This window comes from Gemmobacter sp. LW-1 (assembly GCF_001303875.1).
Classification (GTDB): Bacteria; Pseudomonadota; Alphaproteobacteria; order Rhodobacterales; family Rhodobacteraceae; genus Gemmobacter; species Gemmobacter caeni.
In genome coordinates, this window is sequence record NZ_LJSC01000041.1 from 36328 (window position 1) to 50495 (window position 14168).

At 63.5% G+C, this 14168-nt stretch carries 13 protein-coding genes, 1 tRNA gene and 1 pseudogene; 12 read left to right on the forward strand and 3 right to left on the reverse strand.

Features of this window, described 5'->3' with window-relative positions:
* The 6 genes and pseudogenes from AO684_RS21825 to AO684_RS10790 form a co-directional block, all read left to right on the forward strand.
* Nucleotides 1–537: pseudogene (locus AO684_RS21825) on the forward strand (hypothetical protein); the annotation flags it as partial.
* 2 nt (nt 538–539) lie between these two features.
* Nucleotides 540–1925 (forward strand): surface lipoprotein assembly modifier, encoded by a 1386-nt coding sequence (locus AO684_RS10770; RefSeq protein WP_054302753.1) that lies wholly within the window; start codon nt 540–542, stop codon nt 1923–1925.
* 76 nt (nt 1926–2001) lie between these two features.
* Nucleotides 2002–2430 (forward strand): VOC family protein, encoded by a 429-nt coding sequence (locus AO684_RS10775; protein WP_054302754.1) that lies wholly within the window; start codon nt 2002–2004, stop codon nt 2428–2430.
* Between the two features lie 48 nt (nt 2431–2478).
* Nucleotides 2479–4224, forward strand: coding sequence for a single-stranded-DNA-specific exonuclease RecJ (gene recJ, locus AO684_RS10780; protein ID WP_054302755.1), 1746 nt, complete (start codon nt 2479–2481; stop codon nt 4222–4224).
* A gap of 68 nt (nt 4225–4292) precedes the next feature.
* A tRNA-Glu gene (locus tag AO684_RS10785) sits at nt 4293–4367 on the forward strand.
* A 106-nt stretch (nt 4368–4473) separates the two neighbouring features.
* Complete coding sequence (locus tag AO684_RS10790; protein WP_054302813.1) at nt 4474–4800, forward strand: arsenate reductase family protein; 327 nt, start codon at nt 4474–4476, stop codon at nt 4798–4800.
* 72 nt (nt 4801–4872) lie between these two features.
* Here AO684_RS10790 and AO684_RS10795 read toward each other — a convergent pair whose 3' ends face one another.
* Nucleotides 4873–5079 (reverse strand): cold-shock protein, encoded by a 207-nt coding sequence (locus AO684_RS10795; protein WP_054302756.1) that lies wholly within the window; start codon nt 5077–5079, stop codon nt 4873–4875.
* A 217-nt stretch (nt 5080–5296) separates the two neighbouring features.
* Nucleotides 5297–7234: a threonine--tRNA ligase gene (gene thrS / locus AO684_RS10800; protein WP_054302757.1), complete on the reverse strand. Its 1938-nt coding sequence runs from the start codon at nt 7232–7234 to the stop codon at nt 5297–5299.
* Nucleotides 7235–7396: 162 nt separating this feature from the next.
* Here thrS and AO684_RS10805 point away from each other — a divergent pair, with 162 nt between their 5' ends.
* The 3 genes from AO684_RS10805 (at nt 7397) to AO684_RS10815 (ending at nt 9683) form a co-directional block, all read left to right on the forward strand.
* Nucleotides 7397–8065 (forward strand): DNA-3-methyladenine glycosylase I, encoded by a 669-nt coding sequence (locus AO684_RS10805; protein WP_054302758.1) that lies wholly within the window; start codon nt 7397–7399, stop codon nt 8063–8065.
* A gap of 45 nt (nt 8066–8110) precedes the next feature.
* Nucleotides 8111–8854, forward strand: a complete 744-nt coding sequence (locus AO684_RS10810) for a carboxylesterase (RefSeq protein ID WP_054302759.1) — start codon at nt 8111–8113, stop codon at nt 8852–8854.
* A gap of 127 nt (nt 8855–8981) precedes the next feature.
* Nucleotides 8982–9683 (forward strand): alpha/beta fold hydrolase, encoded by a 702-nt coding sequence (locus AO684_RS10815; protein ID WP_054302760.1) that lies wholly within the window; start codon nt 8982–8984, stop codon nt 9681–9683.
* Here AO684_RS10815 and phaZ read toward each other — a convergent pair whose 3' ends face one another.
* Nucleotides 9684–10955: a polyhydroxyalkanoate depolymerase gene (gene phaZ, locus AO684_RS10820; RefSeq protein WP_054302761.1), complete on the reverse strand. Its 1272-nt coding sequence runs from the start codon at nt 10953–10955 to the stop codon at nt 9684–9686. It lies immediately after the preceding gene.
* A 99-nt stretch (nt 10956–11054) separates the two neighbouring features.
* Between phaZ and phaC the strand changes: the two genes are divergently transcribed.
* From phaC to phaR, 3 genes are all read left to right on the forward strand, one after another.
* The gene (gene phaC / locus AO684_RS10825) at nt 11055–12848 is read left to right on the forward strand and encodes a class I poly(R)-hydroxyalkanoic acid synthase (protein ID WP_054302762.1); all 1794 of its coding nucleotides are present in this window, start codon (nt 11055–11057) and stop codon (nt 12846–12848) included.
* A gap of 151 nt (nt 12849–12999) precedes the next feature.
* Nucleotides 13000–13455 (forward strand): phasin family protein, encoded by a 456-nt coding sequence (locus AO684_RS10830; protein WP_054302763.1) that lies wholly within the window; start codon nt 13000–13002, stop codon nt 13453–13455.
* A gap of 143 nt (nt 13456–13598) precedes the next feature.
* Nucleotides 13599–14162, forward strand: coding sequence for a polyhydroxyalkanoate synthesis repressor PhaR (gene phaR / locus AO684_RS10835; RefSeq protein WP_054302764.1), 564 nt, complete (start codon nt 13599–13601; stop codon nt 14160–14162).
* The last annotated feature ends 6 nt before the right edge of the window (nt 14163–14168 follow it).

Below are 14168 nucleotides of genomic sequence, written 5' to 3' on the forward strand. Positions count from 1 at the left end.
CTGCCCGCCGAGGGCACCAATACCGCCGACTATCGCGGCCAGGCGCGTTACAAGGGCAAGTTCGATTCGCTGCGGGATTTCAAGGCCAAGAGCGGGCTTGAATATGGCCGCGCCGACATGACCATGGATATCGACTACGACGATTTCAACGATGGCAATGGCGTCAAGGGCCGCATCTACAACCGCAAGATCTATGATATCAACGGCAAGGAAATCACCGACGAGGTGGTGGCCGCGCTGTCCGCGGAGTCGGATCGCAAGCAGGACGGTCTGCCGGAAATCCGCTTCCGCGTGCAGCAGGGCGTGATGGACGACAATGGCGAGATCGTCGGAACCGTCTCTTCCAGCTATTACAATGGCAGCGGGGCGATCGAGGGCTTCGAGGAAGGCAACTACTATGCCATCGTCTCGGGCAAGAATGCCGAGCGGGTGGTTGGTGTGGTTGTGGTCGAAGGCGACGACCCGCGCTGGTCGGGCGTGACCACGCGCGAGACCGGCGGCTTCATCCTGAAGCGCAAGAAGGCGAGCACGAACTGACGATGCTTCGGCCGCTGCGGTTCCGGCTGGCGGCGGGGCTGATCGCCGCCGCCCTGCTGGGGCCAACCCAGATCCGGGCCGAGGATGCCATGACGGCGCAGGAATTGCGCCGCATCGGCTATGCGATGATGGCCGAGGGCGATGCCCGGGGCGCCGAGGCGCTCGCCGAGGCCCTGCTGGCGAGGGATGCAGGCGATACCGCCGCGCTGATGCTGCGGGCACAGGCCCGGCTGAAGCTGGGCCGCGCGGGCAGCGCGCGGGCTGATGCGCGCGAGGTCTACCGGATCAGCGACAAGCAACAGGCCCGGTTCGGGGCGGCGATGTTCGTCGCAAGCTCGCTGGTGGAAGATGGCTATGTCACGCGCGGTCAGCTCTGGTTGCGTCTGGCGGCGCAGGCTGCGCCGGACGACGCCAGCCGGGCAGCGGTGGCCAAGGATTACGATTTCGTCCGTTCGCGCAATCCGTGGCTCTGGAACTTCAACCTGCGCGCCAATCCTTCGTCCAACGTGAACGACGGATCGACCGAGGCGAGTTACACCAATCCGGGCATCCCCTGGCTGGGCCCCGAGATCGAGATTACCGGCGCGCAGAAGGCGCTGTCGGGGGTGGAGGCGACTGCCGGGTTCGGCGTGACCTACCGCTTGCCCCCTACCGCCACCACGATGACCGCGCTGCATTTCCGCGCGGAACAGACCAAGGTACAGCTTTCATCCGAAGCGAAGCGCATCGCGCCCGGTGCCCTTGGCCGCGATTATGACAGCGCCAGCGTCGAGGCGGGCATCAGCCGCCGCTGGCGCCCCGAAACCGGCCAGACAACCTATGGATTCGGGGCCTATGCCTCGCATGACTGGGCGGGTGGCTATGACCTGTCCAACGCGCTGCGGCTGGAGGCACAGGCAGACCGGCCGCTTGGGAACGGTGTGGCGGGCATGGTGGCGCTGAGCGCGGAACGGCAATGGCGGCTCGATTCCGCGGTGCGTTCGGCGGATGTCGTGTCGCTGACCTTGGGAGTGCAGCGCCAGCTCGCCAATCAGGACCGGCTTCAATTGACGCTGGGAGGGCGTGTTACCGCGACCGACAGCCCTGGCCTGCGCAACAATGCCGTCACGGCCCGTCTCGCCTGGGACAAGGCCCGGCCTCTGGCCGGGTTTTCGGTTGGCGGTGCGCTGACCTTCGAGGCGCGCGACTACCCGGATTCGCCCTTTGATCTGCGTGACGGGCGGCAAGACCGGCGCATGTCGCTGGATATCTCGATCCAGCATGAGGATGTGCAGTTTTACGGCTTTTCACCGACACTGGATATCCGTGCGGCCCGTAACCATTCCGATGTCGGGCTGTACAGCTCGCGCGGGCTGGGCGTGACGCTGGGCATCCAGTCCAGCTTCTGACTGGCATCCGCCGGATTTGACCCTATGTTTCCGCTACCGGCGGCACAGCCGCCACGGCCAAAGGCGAGGGAACCCGATGAAGCTGAAATATCTGCACACCATGGTCCGCGTGCTGGACCTTGAAAAATCCATGGCCTTCTATCGCCTGCTGGGGCTGGAGGAAACGCGGCGCTACGAAAACGAACAGGGCCGGTTCACGCTGGTCTTCCTGGCGCCGCCCGGCCAGCCGGAATGCCCGGTAGAACTGACCTACAACTGGGATGGCGACGACGGCCTGCCCTCGGACAGCCGCCATTTCGGCCATCTGGCCTATGAGGTGGAGGACATCTACGCCACCTGCCAGCATCTGATGGACAATGGCGTGACCATCAACCGTCCGCCGCGCGACGGTCGCATGGCCTTCGTCCGCAGCCCGGATAATGTATCGGTGGAGCTGTTGCAGGCGGGCACGGCGCAGGCGCCGGCCGAACCCTGGACCTCGATGCCGAATACGGGGCACTGGTAAGGCAGGAAACCCCTTGCGGGCACGGGGCGAAGCGGTCAGGACGGGCGCATGACGGATCGAGCTTTTCTGAATGTCGAAGCCTCGCTGACCGGACGGCGCTGGCTTGGCCCCGACCCATCGGTCACCCGGCAGGCCGAGGCGCTGGCCCAGGCAACGCGGCTTCCCGCCGCGTTGTGTCAGGTTCTGGCCGAACGCGGCGTGACCCCGCAGGAGGCGCCCGCCTTCCTTGCGCCCGCGCTGCGCGACCTGCTGCCCGATCCGCTGAGCCTGCGTGACATGGCCCCGGCGGCAGAGCGCTTCCTGAAGGCGCTGCGCAACCGCGAACGCATCGCCATCTTCGCCGATTACGATGTGGATGGCGGCTCGTCGGCCGCGCTGCTGCTGACGTGGTTGCGTGCCATGGGGCGGCCTGCGACGCTTTATATCCCCGACCGTATCGACGAGGGCTATGGTCCCAACGTGCCTGCCATGCAGGCGCTGGCCGCTGCGCATGACCTGATCATCTGCGTCGATTGCGGCACGCTGAGCCATGAGCCCATCGCCGCCGCGAAGGGCGCAGATGTGGTGGTGCTGGATCACCACCTTGGCGGCGAGACGCTGCCCGAGGCGGTCGCGGTGGTGAACCCCAACCGGCAGGACGAGGATGGCAGTCTTGCACATCTTTGCGCGGCTTCGGTCGTGTTTCTGTTGCTGGTCGAGGCGAACCGCCGCCTTCGGGCCGAAGGCGTGCAGGGACCGGATCTGATGGCGCTGCTCGATCTGGTGGCGTTGGCCACCGTGGCCGACGTTGCACCGCTGATCGGGGTCAACCGCGCCTTCGTGCGGCAGGGGCTGCGGGTGCTGGCGCGGCGCGAACGCGCGGGGCTGCGCGCGCTGGCCGATGTGGCGCGGATGGATCAGGCACCCACGCCCTACTCGCTGGGCTTCCTGCTGGGGCCAAGGGTGAATGCGGGCGGGCGGATCGGTCAGGCCGATCTGGGCGCCCGTCTTCTCGCCACCGATGACCCGGCCGAAGCGGCGGCGCTGGCCGAACGTCTGGACCAGCTCAACACCGAGCGGCGCGAGATCGAGGCGGCGGTGCGTGCCGCGGCCCTCGCGCAGGCCGAAGCCCGCGGGCTGGATGGTCCGCTGGTCTGGGCCGCCGGGGCAGGGTGGCATCCGGGCGTTGTCGGCATCGTGGCCGCGCGTCTGAAAGAGGCGACGAACCGTCCCGCCGTGGTTATCGGGCTTGAGGGCGGCATCGGAAAGGGATCGGCCCGGTCCGTGACTGGCGTGGACCTTGGCGCAGCGGTGCAGCGGGTCGCGGTAGAAGGGCTGCTGCTGAAAGGCGGCGGGCACAAGATGGCGGCGGGTCTGACGGTGGCCGAGGATCAGATCGAACCCGCCATGGCGCGGCTGGCCGAACTGCTGGAGCGGCAGGGGGCGGGGGCCACTGGTCCCGCCGACCTGCGGCTGGACGGTCTGCTCAGCCCGATGGCGGTCAGCCCCGCGCTGATCGAACAGCTTGAGGAAGCCGGTCCCTTTGGCGCTGCCGCCCCGGCCCCGCGCTTTGCCTTTGCCGATCAGGCGGTCAGCGCGCGTCGCGTGGGCGAAAGCCATCTGCGGCTCAGCTTCGGGGATGGCAGTGGCCCGAAGATTGACGCCATCGCCTTTGGCGCCTTCGATGGCCCGCTTGGCCCCGCGCTGGAGAACGCGGGACACCAGCGTTTCCACCTTGCCGGGCGGCTGGAGCTGAACAGCTATGGTGGCCGCACGAGGGTGCAATTGCGTCTGGAGGATGCGGCGCGCGCTTGATGCGAAACTGTCGCATTTTCCTCTTGCGCCGCAGCCAACGCGCCGCTAGATAGCCCCTCACCGGCCACGGCCCGTTCGTCTATCGGTTAGGACGTCAGGTTTTCAACCTGAAAAGAGGGGTTCGACTCCCCTACGGGCTGCCACTTCCTTGTCAGGAAATGGCGGGTTTTCCCAAGAAGTGGAATACATGCTTGCCCACCTGCCGGGTGCGGGCTACTGCGGGAAACTGGTAAATTCATGGAGCGTCAGATGATCCTTTACGGCATCTCCACCTGCGACACATGCAAGAAAGCTCTGAAGGCCATCGAGGCGGCGGGTCATGCGGTGACGTTCCGCGATATCCGTAAAGAGCCGCTTAGCGAGGCGGAAATTGCGGCGCTGGTGGTGGAGTTCGGGGATCGGATCATCAACAAATCCTCGACCACCTATCGTAGTTTTAACGATTTTCTGAAGGCATCCGAACCGGAGGCGCAGCTTGCCGCGCAGCCGACCGTTATGAAACGGCCGGTCATCGAATCGGAGGGTAAGTGGTTTCTGGGCTGGGATGCCGCAGTGCAGGGCGCGATTCTGGGTTAAGCCGTTCAACGCGGCTGCAAAATGCAAACGGCCCCTCGCGGGGCCGCAGCGTACCGCTCAGATCCGGGCGGATCAGAGCAGTTTCAGATCGCCAGCTGACGAACGGCCGTCACGGCCCGATTGAAGCTCGTAACCGATTTTCTGGTTGTCGCTCAGACCCTTGAGCCCGGCGCGTTCCACCGCCGAGATATGGACGAACACGTCCTTGCCGCCATCGTCGGGTGCAATGAAGCCATAGCCCTTGGTGGCATTGAACCATTTCACGGTGCCGGTCGGCATGCCGTCTCTCCTTCATCAGACATCCCGCGGCGGAATTACCGTGGGCCGTGCAGCCAGGTCTTCCAATTCTCCGGCTGCCTGTCCGGCAGAAGGCGGTCGAAAGTCTGTCGTCACTTGATCCATGATGACACGGGCTTGGTAAAAATCAAGAAAATAGCTTGGGCGGCCAATGGACCGCCCAATTCTTCAGGTCTTCAGCAGCACGTCCGGGCGAACGTCAGGGCATCTGCCCTTCCTTGGCCAGTTGCGGGATGATCTGGTCCAGCGCAACGGTTTCCGTGCGCGTCTCGCCCAGACGCCGCACCGATACCGAACGATCTTCCACCTCTTTCATGCCGATGGCAAGGATCACGGGCACCTTGCCGACGGAATGTTCACGGACCTTGTAGTTGATCTTCTCGTTCCGGGTATCCGCCTCGGCCCGGATACCCGCCGCTTTCAGCGCGGCGACCACCTCATGCACATAGGCATCGGCGTCCGAAACGATGGAGGCGACAACGACCTGCCGCGGGGCCAGCCAGAACGGCAGCTTGCCGGCATAGTTCTCGATCAGGATGCCGATGAAGCGCTCGAACGAGCCCAGAACGGCGCGGTGCAGCATGACGGGGCGATGCTTGGCGCCATCCTCGCCAACATATTCCGCATCCAGCCGCACAGGCAGGTTGAAATCGGCCTGGAACGTGCCGCACTGCCATTCGCGCCCGATCGCATCGGTCAGCTTGAAATCGAGTTTCGGCCCGTAGAAGGCCCCGTCGCCGGGGTTGATCTCGTAGGGCAGGCCAAGGCTTTCAATGGCCTTTTGCAGCGCATTCTCGGCCTTGTCCCAGATTTCGTCGCTGCCCACACGCACATCGGGGCGGGTGGACAGTTTGATGTCGAACTTCTCGAACCCCAGGTCGCGGTAAACCGACGACAGCAAGCCGATGAAGCCCGCGCATTCGGCCTCGATCTGATCCTCGGTGCAGAAGATATGCGCATCGTCCTGCGTGAAGCCGCGCACCCGCATCAGCCCGTGCATGGAGCCGGAGCTTTCATAGCGGTGGCACGACCCGAATTCTGCCAGCCGCAGCGGCAGGTCACGGTAGGATTTCAGGCCCTGATTATAGACCTGCACATGGCAGGGGCAGTTCATGGGCTTCAGCGCATTGATGCGCTTTTCCTTGGCGCCTTCCTCGTCCACCTCGACGATGAACATGTTCTCGCGATAGGCTTCCCAGTGGCCGGATTTCTCCCACAGCACGCGGTCAACCACTTGCGGCGTCTTGATTTCCTTGTAATCCGCTTGCCGCAGCCGCTTGCGCATATAGTCTTCCAGCGTGCGATAGACGGTCCAGCCATTCGGATGCCAGAACACCATGCCCGGCGCCTCTTCCTGAAGGTGGAACAGGTCCATCTCGCGGCCCAGCTTGCGGTGGTCGCGTTTTGCGGCCTCCTCCAGCATCGTCAGATGCGCCTTGAGGTCGTCGCGGTTGCGGAATGCCACACCATAGATGCGTTGCAGCATCGGGCGCGTGGCATCGCCCAGCCAGTAGGCGCCAGCGACATGCGTGAGCTTGAAGGCATCGGCCGGAACCTGGCCCGTGTGTTGCAGGTGCGGGCCACGGCACAGATCCTGCCAGTCGCCATGCCAATACATGCGGATGTCCTGATCTTCGGGAATCCGGTCCAGCAGCTCCAGTTTGAACGGTTCGCCCTTGCCGCGATAATATTCGACGGCGCGCGCGCGTTCCCACACTTCGGTTTTCACCGGCTCGCGGGCGTTGATGATCTGCTTCATCCGCGCCTCGATCTGACCGAGGTCCTCGGGCGTGAAGGGTTCTGCGCGGTCGAAATCGTAGAACCAGCCATAGTCGCGGACCGGGCCGATGGTGACTTTCACATCGGGCCAGATCTCCTGCACGGCACGCGCCATGATATGCGCGAGGTCGTGGCGGATCAGTTCCAGCGCCTGTGCCTCGTCCTGCATCGTGTGGATGGCGATGGTCGCATCCGCCGGGATCGGCCATTGCAGATCCCAGTGCGCGCCGTTCACCGTCGCGCTGATCGCCTTTTTCGCAAGGCTGGTGGAAATGGCGGCAGCCACTTCAGCAGGCGTGACGCCCGTCGTGAAGTCGCGCTTGTTGCCATCGGGGAATGTCAGGGAAATCTGGCTCATGGCCATCCTCCTCGTCGGTTTGGCGCCCACGGAACGCCCGGTTGCGGGTATGTCGGCGCGGTTTTGCGCCCTGTGCGGGGCGGCGTCAAGCCACTGTCGCGCCTTCTTGCCGGGCGCGGGCGGTTCTGCCACGCTGGACCGACCAGGTGGGGGAGGGTGGCGATGCGCAGCTTTGATGAAATTCTGACCATCGCGGCGGCCCGTAAGGGTAGCGCCGAGGCGGTTCTTGCTGGCGCCACGCCGGTGAAACCGGCTGCCGAACTTGCCGCCATTCCGGGGGACCGCTGGCTTGCCACCATGGCGCGCGGCATCTTTCAGGCGGGCATAAGCTGGACGGTGGTCGATGCCAAATGGCCTGGCATCGAAGCGGCTTTTAGCGGCTTCGATGTGGGCCGCGTGTCGATGATGGACGATGCGTGGTTTGATGCGCTGCTGGCGGATACCCGTGTCATCCGCAGCGGACCGAAGATTGCGGCGATCCGTGACAATGCCGCGTTCATCCGTCGGGTCGACGAAGCCGAGGGCGGTTTCGCCCGCCGTATCGCCGACTGGCCGGTGGAGGATTATGTCGGCCTGTTGGACTGGCTGACGAAGAATGGCAGCCGTCTGGGCGGCAATACCGGCGCCTACCTGCTGCGGTGGATGGGCAAGGAAAGCTTCATCCTCTCGCAGGATGTGGTGGCGCGGCTGGTGGCGGAAGGCGTGGTGGACACGGCGCCCAAGTCGAAGAAGTCCATGCTGCCGGTGCAGGCCGCGTTCAACCAGTGGCGGGCCGAAAGCGGGAGAAGTTTCAACGAAATCGGCCGCGTTCTGGCGCAGAGCATCGGTTGAGCCGTTCTGCGCGCCTCTGCTAAGACTCGGGCAAAGGAGAACGCCATGCCCGAATTTCTGACCACGCCGCAAGGCCGCCGCATCGCCTATCACCGCACAGTGGGAAAGGGGCCGGGGGTGGTGTTCCTTGGCGGGTTCAAGTCTGACATGACGGGCACCAAGGCAGTACATCTGCAAGCCTGGGCCGAGGCGCAGGGCCGTGCCTTCCTGCGGTTCGATTATTCCGGCCATGGCCAATCCTCGGGCGATTTTCTGGATGGCTGCATCGGCGACTGGGCCGAAGATGCGATTGCGGCAGTGGCCAGCCTGACCGAGGGGGCGCAGATCCTTGTCGGCTCGTCGATGGGGGGCTGGATGGCGCTTCTGGTGGCGCGCGCCATGCCGGAGCGGGTCGCCGGGCTGATCGGTATCGCCGCCGCGCCGGATTTCACCGAAGATCTGATGTGGGCGGGCTTTACCGAAGCCGAACGCGCCGCAGTGATGGCCGGGCGGCTGGAGCAGCCCTCGGAGTATTCGGACGAGCCCTACGTCATCACACGCAAGCTGATTGAGGACGGCCGTAACCGGCTGGTCCTGCGCACGCCCCTGCCGCTGCCTTTCCCGGTGCGGCTGTTGCAGGGCACGGCGGATGTGGATGTGCCTCCTGCGGTGGCGCTGCGCCTTCTAAATCATGCCGAAAGCCCTGACCTGCGGCTCTGTCTGGTGAAGGGGGCGGATCACCGCTTCTCGACGCCCGAATGTCTTGATCTGATCACGGCCTGCCTCGCCGAGATTGACGCGGCCCTTTGACCGCTGTGGCGCAAATGCCCGCCGTCGCCGCCGCGCGAAGGGGTACTCTGGCCCGCGCGGGGGCCTTGCAGTAACCTTGTCGGGAACACCGCCCTCAGACGCGGTGATCCACAAGGTCTTGAGGCCCATGAACGAGCCGGTCATCCTGATTCCAGGGCTGCTTTGCGACGCCCGTGTCTTTGAGCATCAGATCCTGCATCTGTCGCGGCACCGGCCTGTGACGATCGCCCAGCCGCAGGGCCATACGGTCGAGGAAATGTCAGCCGCGCTCGTCCCGCAATTGCCGCCCCGGGCGGTTGTGGTAGGGCAGGGGCTGGGCGGCGATGTGGCGCTGGATGTTCTGCGGCGCGCGGGCGACCGGATCAGCCGGATCGCGCTGATCTCTACCGATCCGCTGGCCGAACCCGCGAATATCGCTGCCGCGCGCGAGGCGCGCATGGTGGCCGCGCGCGCGGGGCGGCTGTTTCAGGCGGTGGCAGAGGAATACCCGCTGGACGAAGCCGGGCCACGCACAGGGGTCATGACCGCGCTGTTGCGCGAGATGGCGGATCATCTGGGCGAAGGCGTCTACCTTGCGCAGTCGCGCGCCATGCAGCGGCGGCCAGACCAGCAAAAGACCCTGCGCCGCGCGACGGTGCCTGCCCTGATCCTGGGCGGTGCACGCGATACGCTGGTCCCGCCGCGGCGGCACGAGTTGGTGGCCGGGCTGATGCCCTTTGCCAAATTGCGGATGATTGAGGGGGCTGGGCACCTTCTGACGCTGGAAGCGCCCGAGGTGGTGACGGCCGCGCTGGAGGAATTCCTGCGCGGCCCGATGCTTCTGCGCTGATTACTTGGAAACGGCGAGCTTCACCGGCGCTTTCGTCGGTTTGCCGGAATTGGCGTCGATGAAGCTCAGCACGAGCGGACGGATATTCAGGCGCCAGGACTTGCCCGCGAAGATGCCGTAATGGCCTGCGCCGGGTTCAAGGTGCTGCGCCTTTTTCGACTCGGGCAGGTTGGTCAGCAGCTTCAGCGCGGCAAGGCATTGACCGGGGGCCGAGATATCATCCTTCTCGCCCTCGACGATCTTCACGGCGACATTGGTGATCGCGCCCATGTCGACCTTCTTGCCCGCCACGGTAAAGACGTTGCGCGCGATTTCGCGGTTCTTGAAGACGCGCTCCACCGTCGAGAGATAGAATTCTGCGGTCATGTCCATCACCGCCAGATATTCATCGTAGAAGCGGTTGTGGGCATCGTGGTCCGACGACTCGCCACGCGCGGCGCGCATGATCTGGTCGGTAAATGCCTTGGAATGCCTTTCGGCATTCATCGACATGAACCCCGCGAGTTGCAGCAGCCCCGGATAGACCAACCGCCCGGCGCCCTTGTATTTGAAGCCCACACGCTGAATCGCCCATTGCTCCAGCTGGCCCATTGTGACCCGACGACCGAAATCGGTCACTTCTGTCGCGGCGGCATCCGGGTCCACCGGCCCGCCCATCAGTGTCAGCGAGCGCGGCTGGGCAGCGGGGTCTTCTGCGGCGAGATACGCGGTGGCGGCCAGCGTCAGCGGCACCGGCTGACACACGGCGATGACATGGGTGTCAGGCCCGAGGTGGCGCATGAAGTCGACCAGATAAAGCGTGTAATCCTCGACATCGAATTTCCCGGCCGAAACCGGGATGTCGCGGGCATTGTGCCAGTCGGTGACATAGACATCGGCATCGGGCAGCAGGCTGGCGACGGTCGGGCGCAGCAGCGTGGCGTAGTGGCCCGACATCGGCGTGACGACGAGGATCTTGCGGGCCATCGGCGGGCGGCGGCGCACGAAGAACTGGATCAGGTCGCCAAAGGGCTTTTCGACCACCTGCTTGATGTCGACGAGGTGATCCTGCCCGTCCGGCCCGACGATCGAACGGATACCCCAGTCGGGCTTGGCGACCATGCGACCGAAGGTCCGCTCGGTCACCTCGCCCCATGCGGCGGTGAGGTTGACAAGCGGATTGGTGGAAAGTGCGAAAGCCGGGTAAGAGGCCATGGCCCGTGCGGTTGCCCCAAGCCATTCATTTGTGTTGCGGGCAGTTTCCATAAGGTCGTAAGTCGCCATATACTTCATCGCGTCTCCTTGCCCGTTGGGGCCGTGGCTCTGCCGCGCAACCCCGGAAGGCAGGCGGAAATGCTGCATGCGCAAAAACTTTAGGGGGGAATTGTTGATATGACAACCGAGACCAAGGACGATGACGCACGGCTGGAACGGCTCAATGCGAATCTTGTCAGGGTCGACGAGTTGTCGAGGCGCCTTGCAGCGGCGCTAACACATCGCAAACAGGTTGATATGTCGCTTCATGGCCCCTCTCAGGAGGTCTATTTGAAGGCGGCGGCGGCCTATGTTGCTGAAATGATGCAGGACCCCTCGAAAATCATCGAACAGCAGGTCGGCTACTGGGGGAAGACCCTGAAACACTATGTGCAGGCGCAGCATGCGCTGGCGCAGGGAGAATTGAAGGCTCCGGCAGACCCCGGTCCGAAGGATCGCCGATTCGGCAACCCGCTCTGGGACAGCCACCCGTTCTTCAATTACCTCAAGCAGCAATACCTGATGAATGCCGAGGCGATCAGCGGCGCTGTTTCCGGTATCGAAACGCTGGATGCCACTGACAAGAAGCGGATCGAGTATTTCTCGCGCCAGCTGGTCGATATGTTCTCGCCCACCAATTTCCTTGGCACCAACCCTGACGCGCTGGAGCGCGCGGTGGCAACCGATGGCGAAAGCCTGGTGCGGGGGCTGGAAAACCTGGTGCGCGATATCGAAAGCAACCATGGCGATCTTCTGGTCACGCTGGCGGATCGTGATGCGTTCCACGTTGGCGAGAATATCGCCACCGCGCCGGGATCGGTGGTTTTCCGCAATCACATGCTGGAACTGATCCAGTATACCCCGACGACCGAGAAGGTGCATCAGACCCCGCTGCTGATCTTCCCGCCGTGGATCAACAAGTTCTACATCCTCGATCTGAAGCCTGCCAACAGCCTGATCCGCTGGATCGTCGATCAGGGCTTTACCCTGTTCGTGGTCAGCTGGGTCAACCCGGATGCGAGCTATGCCGATGTCGGCATGGATGATTACATCCGTGACGGCTATATGGCGGCGATCAACGAGGTGAAGCAGATCACCGGCGAAAAGCAGATCAACGCGGTGGGCTATTGTATTGCGGGTACGACGCTGAGCCTGACGCTGGCCCATATGCAGAAAACCGGCGACAAGTCGGTGAAATCGGCGACGCTGTTCACCACACTGACTGATTTCAGCGATCAGGGCGAGGTCGGGGTTTTTCTCAACGACGACTTCATCGACGGAATCGAGCGGCAGGTTGCTGTCGACGGGGTGCTGGACAAGTTCTTCATGAGCAAGACCTTCAGCTTCCTGCGCTCGAACGACCTGATTTATCAGCCTGCCATCAAAAGCTACATGATGGGCGAGGCGCCGCCTGCTTTCGACCTGCTGTTCTGGAACGGCGACGGGACAAATCTTCCGGCGAAGATGGCGGTCGAATACCTGCGCGGCCTGTGCCAGCACGACGAATTTGCCCGCCAGGGCTTTCCGGTCTTTGGCGAGCGCGTTCGGCTGGCGGACGTCAAGGTGCCTCTGTGCGCGATTGCCTGCGAGACCGACCATATCGCCGCCTGGAAAAGCAGCTTCAACGGCGTGCGGCAGATGGGGTCGAAGGACAAGACCTTTATCGTCTCGGAAAGCGGCCATATCGCGGGCATCGTCAATCCGCCGTCGAAAGGGAAGTACGGGCACTACACCAATGATGCCCAGATGACCTCGGCGGACGAGTGGATGCAGGGCGCAACCTTCACGCCCGGAAGCTGGTGGCCGCGCTGGGGAGAGTGGCTTGCAGCGCGGTCGGGCAAGATGATTGCTGCCCGCGTGCCGGGCGATTCGACCAATCCGGTACTGGCACCTTCGCCTGGCACCTATGTCGCCGCAGTCCCAAGTCTCTGAATCGGATATCTATTGTCGTTCCGCCCGGCTCTGCAACCTCTGATTTTGCTGCGTCGCAGAAATTTCACTTGATTTTCTGCGGTGCAGCATTTATGTAGGTTGTCAGGAAACGGCACTGCTTCAGTGCAGACCCGATAGATGGAGCACTAGTATGACCAAGACCCCCGACATGACCAAGATGGTTCAGGACATGATGGCTGCGTTCCCGGTGGACGGCACCGCGTTCCAGAACGCCTTCAAGACCCAGGCCGCCATGGGTGAAAAGCTGACCAAAGTGGCTCTGGAAGCCGCTGAAAAGTCGACCGAGATCACCTCGAAATGGGCCAAGGACACCATCGCCAAGATGGCCGACGCCTCGAAAGCCAAGGCTGACGTCGCCGAATACGGCAAAGCCGCTTCGGACTTCGCTTCGTCCGCTGCCGAGATGGCTGCCGAGAACATGGCCGCTTTCGCCGAGATCGCCAAGAAAGTTCAGATGGAAACCGTCGAACTGATGCTGGCTGCTGGCAAGGACGCTTCGGAAGAAGCTCAGGCTGCCGTGAAGAAAGCCACCACCGAAGCGACCGCTGCGGTGAAGAAAGCTGCTTCGGCTGCTGCCGCGAAGTAATTCTTCGCGCGCATTCCCGGCCTCTCCTCCCTGCCGGGAGAATGCGCAGGGGCGGGCTTCGGCCCGCCCTTTCTTTTTGCTTTCCTTTTCCGCTGCGCCTGCCCTAATCTTCTCTGCAAGCGCATAAAAGGGGAGGCGCCGCCATGGCCAACACCGAGAAGCCGCTGCTGATCAAACGCTATGCCAGCCGCCGTCTCTATAATACCGAAACCAGCGATTATGTGACGCTGGAAGATATTGCCGGATTCATCCGCGCCGGGCGCGAGGTGCAGATCGTCGATCTGAAATCGGGCGATGACCTGACCCGTCAGTACCTGCTTCAGATCGTGGCCGAACATGAAAGCAAGGGCGAAAGCGTCCTGCCGATCAACGTGCTGACCGATCTTGTCCGCAGCTACACCACCGAAATGCAAAGCGTGGTGCCGCATTTCCTCGCGGCCTCGTTCGAGATGCTGCGCGACGGCCAGTCCAAGATGCTGGAGAATTTCAGCAGTTTCCCCAACCCGATGAGCGCGATGCCGGGGTTCGAGGCGATGCGCAAGCAGCAGGAAGCCTTCATGAAATCCATGATGGGCGGGTTGCCTGCCTGGGGCACGACGGGGCCGGGCCGCGAGGCGGATGACGACAAGCAGGGATCTTCTGCCGAAGAACTGGCACAGATCCGCAAGCAACTGGCCGATCTGCAATCCAAGCTGTCCAAGCTTTGATGCCCT